The sequence below is a fragment of the Croceibacterium segetis genome (assembly GCF_011320115.1).
GTDB classification, from domain to species: Bacteria; Pseudomonadota; Alphaproteobacteria; order Sphingomonadales; family Sphingomonadaceae; genus Croceibacterium_B; species Croceibacterium_B segetis.
This window is the reverse complement of the sequence record NZ_JAANOZ010000022.1, coordinates 23,747-33,352: the sequence shown is the minus strand read 5'-3', so window position 1 is coordinate 33,352 and position 9,606 is coordinate 23,747. Positions and strand designations below refer to the sequence as shown.

Genomic DNA, 9,606 nt, shown 5'->3' with positions numbered 1-9,606 from the left:
ATCACCACCAGCCGGATCACCTCCGGCGAGGAGTTGAAATAGCGGAACGGGCTATGAGGCTTCTTCGGACGAGGCATGGTCCTGCCGTGCCCTTAGTTCCTTACCAGGTGGTGCATTTGCTCTGACAGAGCCGTCGCGCGTCCTGGTAACGTAGCTCTCGAGGATCTCGCCTTCCTGGTCGACTGCTCGGCGCTGGAGCATCAATTAGGAGACGTGAAAGGGGCAGCAGCGCATGGTCCGAGAAGGCGAGCCGCCTATCGGCCTCATTGCCCACTGCTCCGTAGCGCAATTCAATTGTGCGTCAGACCAGCTGTCGTTATTGCCTCACAGCATTCACGGGCACTTCGCTTGCTGGAGAAGGATACCTAATGAACTGGAGGCCCTGCTCCCATGTCGCTCGATAGCCAACGGCGAGTGTCACTAAGTCTAATTGCTGATCTTACTGTCGTGGAAAGGCAAATTCTATGCGCACTTGTTCAAGGGCGCTCGATAAAGTCCATCGCGACTATGTTATCGCTACCATTGCAATCCGTAGTGTCAGACCGCGACGCCCTACTAGAGAAATTGTCTGCCAGGACGGTGGCCGACGCCGTCAGGATCGGCCTCTTGGCTGGGATGCAATAGCTTTCCCGACGCCGGCGGTGCTGAACTCACATTTGAGTGCCAGTAAGCACGCCGCCCATGCCTGGAGTATTGCCGAGGCAACGGAATCTCCTTCTCCGATGACCGCCGATTTCAGCACTCTGCATCCGATCACCACCTTTACACCGCGTGCGCAGGATGAGGTCGTGACAGTCAATGTGGGAGCTGCGACCAAGCGTCTCGCTGCAGCCTCGAGTTTTCCGGCCTCGAGAAGGGCTTCATAGCCCTTTTCGTCAAGTGCCGCATACTCAGGAGGGCGGAACTCCCGAGGTGTCAACTGGAGCAAGTGAAAGGCGTGGCGTAGGGCACTCTCGGTATCGTTCAGTTGGCCGCTGGCAATGGCTTCGATGCGCCTAAACCACATGTCGGCCGGCAACGGTTCAATGTCTTCCATACCAATTCGCCCGCTAAAGCGCGACCCCGGTCGCCGCTGTTACAGCAAAATCTCAAATGCGCCAAGGTTGTCAAGTTATTGTAAGTATTCCAAAACGACTCTGCGGCAGGCGATCGCCGTCAAACCGGAATGTCCGCAATTCCCGGAAAAGCTGTCGTTCTGCGTTGCGGATTGCGCGAGCGAAGAACTCACCATCAGGCATGGGGCGCCTAGGCGTCGTTCGACGACGGCTAACGGTGGAAAGCGGACCTTCGTTCGGCCCGCATTCGCCGCGCAATAGCGGCATCCGACTAACCCAGGCGCGCGCTGGTCTCTCGCAGTTCTGAGGGGCGTGGTAGCAGAACGACAATGCCAAGCATCGCGAGGTTCACCGCGGCGGACAGGTAGCGAGCAGCATCGATGGACAGGTTGTCAGCGGGCATCAGCTGCTCAACGAGAACATTGCTCAGATTCCATCCCCAGTGCAGCGCAACGGCAGCCCACAAGTTACGCCAACGCCACGCAGCAGCGCCATAAGCCAACCCAAGGCAGAACAAACGCACCTGCTCGCTGATCCCCCAGTCAAAGCGCCACACGTGATTGGCGGTGTAGAGCAGCGCGCTGAGCACGACGTAAGACACAGCAGTCAGTTTCACCGGCAGGGTTCGAAGCAAGAAGCCGCGCGTCAGGATGTCCTCGGCAACGGATGGGATGAAGGTCGAGACGAGCGCGAAAGCGATCACTCCGCTCGAAGCTGCAACTGCGCTCGTTGCACTATAGATTCCCATTGCCGTTCCAAGTGAACGCGAAGTGAGAAAGGCCACTGCGGCGATGAGCATGCCCGCGCCCAGTATCGCAAACGAGCGTGACTGGAGGTCGAGACCATAGGCATCGTAGCCGCGCCATCCAAGCCAGCGGCCAAGAGGCCAAGCAAGCAGCAGCGTGAGCACCATAAGGGCTGGACCCGCCGGGCTCGCCGGCGCGATGATCGTCTGCAGCCCTTCGGAGATCTGATAGACCGCAAACAAAAGGACGAACGCTATCCCGATGCGTGCAATGTTCGCCCGCTCACGAAAGTCCGCTCCAATAGCCATAGCTGCTCCCCTCGAGCAGCCATGGAAAGCAGGACTCGCGTATGTCCGCAATTGATGTCGTGGACGGCGCTCCATTCGGCCGGCAGTTTTGCCGGTCAGTGTGGAGAGGAGGACACGACATCAATTGCGGACATTTAAACCTAAAAGCGCGAGTTTGGATTGCGCTGGTCCTCCGGTGGCGGGGCCACGACGTCCCAGTGCTCCACAATCTTGCAGCCACTGAGTCTAAAAACATCGGCGATTGCATAATCAGCCGCACCGGCAGCTGGGCTGAAACGAGCGTGTAAAAACACTAAGTCGCCCTCAGCAATTGTGCGCTCAACTGTCCACTTGGGCTGGGGCGCGTTCGCTATAAGTTGCTCCAAGAAGCTCGCCGTCGCCGCGCGGGTACCCTCCGGTACGTCGGGCTTATGCTCAATGAAGCCGGCACTCATGTGGCGCTCGAACGCTGGGCGCGGCTTCAGTCCGACTAACGCCTCTTTGTAGAAGGCCAGCACGATGTTTCGGTTTTCCTCCTCGCTGCCTGTGCAAGCCGGGCGAGCCTGTGCTTCCCCACCTTGCGCAGCTCCTACGGCCGAACACGATAAGAGCACAGCTCCCAAGATTAGCTCTCTGGGCGCCATATCTGTATCCCCTGCAACGGAAGAAGGAGCCTAGCAGTTTGCGAGGGCAATGTCCTCTTTCCACCCATTGCAGACGTGCCCGCCGCAAAAGCGGACCTTCAAATCGGACGGTCTGCATACGGTCCAAACCCGACATTCACCAAATGTCTGCTTTCGACCCAAACGGGGCAATCCAGCCAAACGTCTGCTTTCGACCCATTCAGGCCGTTCGCGGTGAGCCAAAGGCTTATGGAGCAGACATTCCGCTTCTGGTCGTCCGCGAGCGGCCGCTGAGCCGCCGTTATGAGTGGGAAAGCAGACACGCGATCGACCCTTTCTAGTCCGTTTTACTGGCGGACCGTACTATCTACGAACGGCGACAGTCTTTATCCCTTCTTCAATGGACGACGGCGAGTCACTCTCGAGATTGACTGAGCGCGAGAAGGTTTGCCTGCGGCAATGGCTACAGCACAGGTCTGCCAAGGAAATCGCCGCAGATCTCGGCGTTTCGCACCATGCAATCGAGAAGCGACTCAAGATGGCGCGCACCAAGCTTGGCGCGACTTCGTCCTTGGAAGCCGCCCGGATGCTCGGTGAGGCCGAAGGGTACGGCCAAGCGGTACCCCAATCGCCGGACCTTGTTGCTGATCCTCTCCCGCTACACTCAGGCGTCACTCGTCTAACAGTGCTGGGAGTGCCCATCATGATTATGCTTGGAGCTACTGTGCTCGCCTTTCTTTTGCAGCCCGCAGGCTTCTCGCAAGCGGCCAATAACCAACAGGTGGCGCCGGCTGGACAACCGGCACTCACCCCCGGCGCAGTGCCGACCCCCGGCACCGAGGCTGTCTTGCGAACGCTTGTCGCCGGGCTGGCGAGCGGCTCGCCCGACTACGACAAGCTCTCTCCGCAGTTTGCCCCGATCGTCCGCCGGGACCTGCCCGTGACGCATCCCATGTTCAGCTCGATGGGCGAGCTGAAGTCGGTGACTTTCCTCGGGCGCGACGGGATGGGCGGCGACGCCTACCACTTGGTGTTTGCCAACGGTTCGGCGATCATGTCGGCCGGGCTCGACAGCGACGGCAGGATGGCCGGCGGCATTCTCCGACCGTTGAGCGGCTCGGCGCCAGCCCCCGGCACCGAAGCTGCGTTGCGTGGGTTTGTCGCGGGGGTGGCGAGCGGCTCGCCCGACTATGGCAAGCTCTCTCCGCAGTTCGCCCAAGTGGTCCGCCAGGACCTGCCTAGGACACGTCCGCTGTTCAGCTCGATGGGCCAGCTGAAGTCGATGACTTTCCTCGGGCGAGGCGAGATGGGCGACGACGCCTTCGACCTCGTGTTCGCTAACGGCGGCGTGATCATGTCGGCCGCGCTTGACGCCGACGGCAGGATCACCGGCGGGATGTTCCAACCGATCGCGCCGCCTGGGCGCTGACGACGGGGGAGCTCTTCTAACGACGGAACAAAAAACGTCCGTGTTCCACCGTTAGCGGTCGGTCTGGAAACGACCCTAAGCGGACATTCCGTCGCAGCACGCTTGAATGGCTTGGAATGGCCGTTAGCAGACCGTCCGGTTTAGGACGAACTTGTAAAAGAGCAGCCCCCACCCTGATCACCAACGGGCAGAGGGGGGGTGCTAGGATCCATTAGTTGGGATTGCTGCGATGCGCTGCTAGGGGCGCGCCGCAATGATTATGATCAACACCATCACCGTGCGGCTTGGCGGCCGCACGATCCTCGACCGCGCCTCGGCTGCGATCCCACCCGGCGGGCGGGTCGGACTGATCGGCCGTAACGGGGCCGGCAAGTCGACGCTGATGAAGGTCCTCGTCGGCCAGCTCGAGCCGGACGAGGGATCGATAGAGAGGCCGCGCCGCACGCGGCTTGGCTACATCGCGCAAGAAGCGCCCAGCGGCGCGATCAGCCCTTTTGATGCTGTGCTGTCGGCGGATGTCGAGCGGACCAGGCTGCTCGACGAAGCCAATCATTGCACCGATCCCGACAGGCTTGGCGACATTCACGAGCGACTGTTGGCTATTGATGCCTATACGGCCCCTTCGCGCGCCGCGATCATCCTCACTGGGCTCGGCTTCGACGAAGCCATGCTGGCGCAACCGCTCGACAGCTTCTCGGGAGGCTGGAAGATGCGCGTAGCACTGGCCGCGCTGCTGTTCTCTGCGCCCGACATCCTTTTACTCGACGAGCCATCGAACCACCTTGATCTTGAATCGACGCTGTGGCTCGAGAACTTCCTCAAGGCCTATCCAGGCACCCTGATCCTGATCAGCCACGAGCGCGACCTGCTCAACAACGTGGTCGACACCATCCTTCACCTGCAAGGCGGCAAGCTCACGCTCTATCCGGGCGGATACGACGCATTCGAGACGCAGCGTGCGCAGCGCGCCGCGCAACTTGCCGCGGCCAAGGCGTCGCAGGATGCCCAGCGGGCGCGGCTGCAGGATTATGTCGCGCGCAACAGCGCCCGCGCCTCCACGGCCAAGCAGGCCCAGTCGCGCGCCAAGATGCTGGCCAAGATGCAGCCGATTGCCGCCCTGATGGAAGACCCGAGCCTCAGCTTCGATTTCCCAAACCCGGAGGAGATGCGGCCGCCGCTGATAACGCTCGACCTTGCTGCGGTCGGCTATGGTGGCGAGCCGATTCTTCGCCGGCTCAACTTGCGCATCGACCCCGGCGACCGGATCGCGCTGCTCGGCCGCAATGGCAATGGCAAGACCACGCTTGCCCGACTGCTTGCCGCGCAGCTCATCCCTGTCGAAGGGGAGATGCAGGCGTCGGGCCGAATGCGAGTGGGCTACTTCACGCAGTACCAGGTCGAAGAACTCGCCTCGCACGACACGCCGCTCGAGCTCATGACCCGAGCGATGAAAGGCATGACGCCGTTTGCGGTCAGGAGCCAGCTCGGCCGGTTCGGCTTTTCAGGCAACCGCTCGACGACCAAGGTGGTTCAACTGTCCGGCGGAGAGCGCGCACGGCTCGCGCTCGCTCTGATCACCCGCGAGGCGCCACACCTGCTAATCCTCGACGAGCCGACCAACCACCTCGACGTCGATTCCCGCGAAGCGTTGATCCAGGCACTCAACGAGTTCGAAGGTGCAGTCATCCTGATCAGCCACGATCGCCACATGATCGAGCTGACTGCGGACAAGTTGGTGCTGGTCGACGATGGTACCGCCGTCGACTATGTAGGAAGCATTGAGGATTACATCGACTTCGTGCTCGGCCGGAACCAGCCCAAAGAGAACCGGGGGTCGAACCCGAAGAAGAAGGATCGCCGTGTGGATGCCCATTCGCGCGAGGAGGCCCGAAAGGCTCGCAGCGCCATCCTCGACGCGGAGAAGCTGATCGCTCGATTGCAGGGCCAGATTACCTCAATCGAGCAGGCGCTGGCCGATCCCGCTTCGGCTACTGCTGATTTGACCCGCTTGACGGCAGGCGAACTCGCGCGCCGCAGGGCAGTCATGGTGCAGGAACTCGAAGCCGCCGAACGCCAGTGGCTCGACGCAAGCGAAAGCCTTGAACAGCAGGTAGCTTAGCAGTCCATGCGCACCAGGCTCAGCATCTGCTCGACGAAGGTAAGATACCGCACCGAAGCAGCGGCGATCGAAGCCGCTCGCGACATCCCCGGCTCGCTGCGGCATTATCGCTGCGACCGATGTTGGCAGTTCCACCTGACCAGCCGCACTAAAGGAAAGCGGGTACCGCGACCTTCAAATCTGGGTCAGCGACGGCCCGGCTACGAGCTAGATTGATTCAGACACGACCGTTGATGGCCGGAAGCGGTCTGTCCTCTATTGGTTACAGCTTCTCGAGAGCAGCCGTCACAGGCGTTTGCATCTGGCCAGCAGTTTCGGAAGTCACGCCTGTGATGGTGCCTCCCAGCCGCCGCCAAGAGCCCGGAACGAAGCGACCGCTGCGCGAGCGGCGGCCGCCTTGGCCTGGATTTCGGCGTCGCGGTTTTCGAGCAGATGCTGGTCTGCGTCGAGCACGTCCAGCAGCGTCGAAACCCCGCCCTTGTAGCCGGCAAACGCGGATGCGCGGGCTTTGGTCCAGGATGTATGCCCCTGGACCAGGATCTGCGCGCGCTGCTGCTGGTTGATCAGAGCTGAGAAGGCATTCTCCACGTCTTCGGAGGCCCGCAGGACCGTCAGGCGATAGGCTGCCAGGGCTTCGGTATTGCGGCCTTTGGCCGCGGCGATCTCGGCGTCGATCCGGCCGAAGTCGAACAGCCGCCAACGCAGGCCGAGGATCCCGCCGGCCTGCGTCGCGTTGCCGCCGAACAGGCCGCCGAGCCCCATCGTTGCCGTGCCGAGGAGCCCACCGAGCGAGAACTTGGGATAATACTCGGCCATGGCGACGCCGATCCTCGCGTTCGAGGCGGCGAGCGTGCGTTCGGCGGCGATGATATCCGGCCGTCTGCGCAGCAAGGCGGCGGGGCCTCCCGCGCTCGAAACGGCCGGCGCAGCCGGAATGGGCGCGGCAGCGGCGAGTTCCGGCCGGGTCGTGCCGGGCTGGAGGCCGAGGAGGATGTCGAGGGCGTTCATCGCCTTATCGAGGTTCTGCTGCAGCTCGGGCACCGAGGCGCTCACTCGCGCGAGCGCACCTTGCGCTTGCTGCAACTGCAGCTCGGCGGTCACCCCTTTGCGATAGCGCAGCTCGATCAGGTCGACCAGCTGTTGCTGGATCTGTTGTTGGCCGCGCGCCACGTCGAGCCGCGCCTGCAGGCTGCGAATGGCAATGTACGTGTCGGCCGTCTGTGCCGCGACCGTCAGCCGTGCGGCGGTGGCCGCCGCCGCCGAAGCCTGCCAATTGGCCCGCGCGGCATCGCGAGCCGCGTCCTTACCCCCGAACAAGTCGAGCTCCCAGCTCGCGCCGAGATTTAGCTCGTAGCCTTGCGCCTCTCTCTCGAAGCCCGGCAGGGCGCTGGCGATTCGGCCCTGCGGCGTCTCGAGCGACTGGTAAGCCTCGCTCGCCTGACCGCTGACTTGCCCCGAAGGAAGCAGGTCTGCGTTGGCGTGACGCAGGGCCGCGCGCGCCTGCGCAACTCGGGCGCTGGCTTGCTGCAGATCGAGATTCTGTGCCAGCGCCCGTTCCACCAGGCTGGCAAGCAGCGGATCGTCGAACGATCGCCACCAGGTCACCAAGTCGACTTTGGCTTCCGATCCGGCGCGTGCGTCTACGGCCGTCCCACCGACGAAGGTGGGCGGAGCCGTCATTGCGGGCCGGACGTAGGTTGGTGCAGCCGCACAGCCTGTCAGGAGCGCTGCTATGGCCGATATCGTCAGGGTCGAACGTGAAGGTTGCATGATAGGATCCCGCGGTGGAATTATGTGACGGATGACCACATTAGTCACTATTTGTCAATCGCGAGTTTTTGCGCTAAGGGTCCGACCATGAAGACGCAGGCAACCGGCAAGGCCACCTCCATCCGCGGTCCAGCGGAACATTCTGTTCGCGATCAGATCGTCGAGGCCGCTCACGAGTACTTCGCCCACTATGGCTACACGAAGACGACCGTCTCCGACCTGGCGCGCCAGATCGGCTTCTCCAAGGCCTACATCTATCGCTTCTTCGAGTCGAAGCAGGCCATCGGCGAGGCCATCTGCGCCAGCTGCGTGGACGGGATGTTCGATCAGGTCCGCGAAGCGGTCGAGCAAGGAGGAAGCGCGACCGACAAGCTGCGGAGATTCGCGAAAACCGCAGCTGCCGCGCGGGCCGAGCTGTCCTCCGCGACTCCCAGGCTGTACGAGATCGCCCTTCATGCGTCGTCGGAGAACTGGGCGCCCGCGCAAGCTTATACCGAGCGCCTGAACCAATTGCTCAGCTCCATCCTGAAGGAAGGTCGCGAGAGCGGCGAGTTCGAACGCAAGACGGCGCTCGACGAGACTTGCCGCTCGATATTCTATGCCCTCCTTCCGTTCATCGATCCGGTGTTCCTGCAACGCAGCCTCGATCTCCCGTCCGATGCCCAGGCGGAAGTCACCAGCCTGATACTGCGCAGTCTCGCACCCTGACCATCCGGTTGTTTGTGACTAGTTGACATTTTCGTCACTCGTCGTCATTACAGCTTCCGACTCACCTGGAGGAAGCTTTATGAGACTCACCGGCCGCACCATTCTCGTCACCGGCGGGTCCGCCGGCATCGGGCTCGCATTCGCCCGCAAATTTCTCGAACTCGGCAACGAGGTGATCGTCACCGGCCGCCGCCAGGCAGCGCTGGACGCCGTAAAAATCCGGCACCCGAAGTTGCACACGATCCAGAGCGACAGCGCAGATCCGGCGCAGATCGCCGCCCTAGCCGCGCGGCTGAAGCGCGACTTTCCCAAGCTCGACGTGCTCATGAACAATGCCGGTGTCGGCGTTGCCGAGAACCTGACCGAGCCCGCCGGCGACCTAGCCGCCCTGATGGACCAGATGGAGATCAACGTCGGCGGCGTGATCCGCACGACTTCGGCCCTGATCGACATTCTCACCGCCAATCGCGGGACGGTGATCAACGTTTCGTCGGCGCTCGCTTTCGTCCCGGTCCCGGCGATGCCGGTCTACAGCGCCAGCAAGGCGGCCGTGCATTCCTATACCCAGTCGCTTCGCTTCCAACTCGAAGGGTCCGGCGTCGAAGTCATCGACCTGATGCCGCCGGCGGTGCGAACCGAAATGACCAGCGAGTTCGCGCAAGCCGGAATCAAGACGATCACCACCGAGGAACTGGTGGACCGGACCTTCGCCGCGCTGCGGGCGGGAAAGCAGGAGATTCGCCCCGGGCAATCGAACCTGCTGGCCTTCATGCGCCGCCTCGCACCCGGCTTCATCAACCGACAGTTGTGGAATGCCTCGAAGACGCTCGTGCCGGCCGCGGCAGCCTGACGTCCCCGGCCACACCCAT

Annotated in this window: 8 protein-coding genes and 1 pseudogene; 6 read left to right on the top strand and 3 right to left on the bottom strand. The window is 62.4% G+C overall.

The window, feature by feature from the left end:
• The first annotated feature begins 390 nt into the window (after nucleotides 1–390).
• Entirely contained in the window at nucleotides 391–624 is a 234-nt protein-coding gene (locus G7B69_RS17100) for a LuxR C-terminal-related transcriptional regulator (protein WP_166181020.1), read from the top strand.
• A gap of 702 nt (nucleotides 625–1,326) precedes the next feature.
• Here the strand turns inward: G7B69_RS17100 and G7B69_RS15845 are convergent.
• Together G7B69_RS15845 and G7B69_RS15840 are read right to left on the bottom strand one after the other, a co-directional pair.
• The gene (locus G7B69_RS15845; protein ID WP_166181018.1) at nucleotides 1,327–2,109 is read right to left on the bottom strand and encodes a CPBP family intramembrane glutamic endopeptidase; all 783 of its coding nucleotides are present in this window, start codon (nucleotides 2,107–2,109) and stop codon (nucleotides 1,327–1,329) included.
• A gap of 140 nt (nucleotides 2,110–2,249) precedes the next feature.
• Nucleotides 2,250–2,606 (bottom strand): nuclear transport factor 2 family protein, encoded by a 357-nt coding sequence (locus tag G7B69_RS15840; RefSeq protein WP_166181016.1) that lies wholly within the window; start codon nucleotides 2,604–2,606, stop codon nucleotides 2,250–2,252.
• 505 nt (nucleotides 2,607–3,111) lie between these two features.
• On the opposite strand from G7B69_RS15840, the pseudogene G7B69_RS16895 reads away from it, so the two are divergent.
• The 3 genes and pseudogenes from G7B69_RS16895 to abc-f all read left to right on the top strand — a co-directional run.
• Nucleotides 3,112–3,240: pseudogene (locus tag G7B69_RS16895) on the top strand (LuxR C-terminal-related transcriptional regulator); the annotation flags it as partial.
• 174 nt (nucleotides 3,241–3,414) lie between these two features.
• A complete protein-coding gene (locus G7B69_RS15835; RefSeq protein WP_243415224.1) occupies nucleotides 3,415–4,140 on the top strand; it encodes a hypothetical protein in 726 nt (241 codons plus the stop codon).
• Between the two features lie 253 nt (nucleotides 4,141–4,393).
• Complete coding sequence (gene abc-f, locus G7B69_RS15830) at nucleotides 4,394–6,259, top strand: ribosomal protection-like ABC-F family protein (RefSeq protein ID WP_166181013.1); 1,866 nt, start codon at nucleotides 4,394–4,396, stop codon at nucleotides 6,257–6,259.
• A gap of 321 nt (nucleotides 6,260–6,580) precedes the next feature.
• Here abc-f and G7B69_RS15820 read toward each other — a convergent pair whose 3' ends face one another.
• Nucleotides 6,581–8,029 (bottom strand): efflux transporter outer membrane subunit, encoded by a 1,449-nt coding sequence (locus G7B69_RS15820; protein ID WP_166181010.1) that lies wholly within the window; start codon nucleotides 8,027–8,029, stop codon nucleotides 6,581–6,583.
• A 24-nt stretch (nucleotides 8,030–8,053) separates the two neighbouring features.
• On the opposite strand from G7B69_RS15820, the gene G7B69_RS15815 reads away from it, so the two are divergent.
• Both G7B69_RS15815 and G7B69_RS15810 read left to right on the top strand, forming a co-directional pair.
• Nucleotides 8,054–8,737, top strand: a complete 684-nt coding sequence (locus G7B69_RS15815; protein ID WP_243415221.1) for a TetR/AcrR family transcriptional regulator — start codon at nucleotides 8,054–8,056, stop codon at nucleotides 8,735–8,737.
• Between the two features lie 79 nt (nucleotides 8,738–8,816).
• Nucleotides 8,817–9,587 (top strand): SDR family oxidoreductase, encoded by a 771-nt coding sequence (locus G7B69_RS15810; RefSeq protein ID WP_166181008.1) that lies wholly within the window; start codon nucleotides 8,817–8,819, stop codon nucleotides 9,585–9,587.
• The last annotated feature ends 19 nt before the right edge of the window (nucleotides 9,588–9,606 follow it).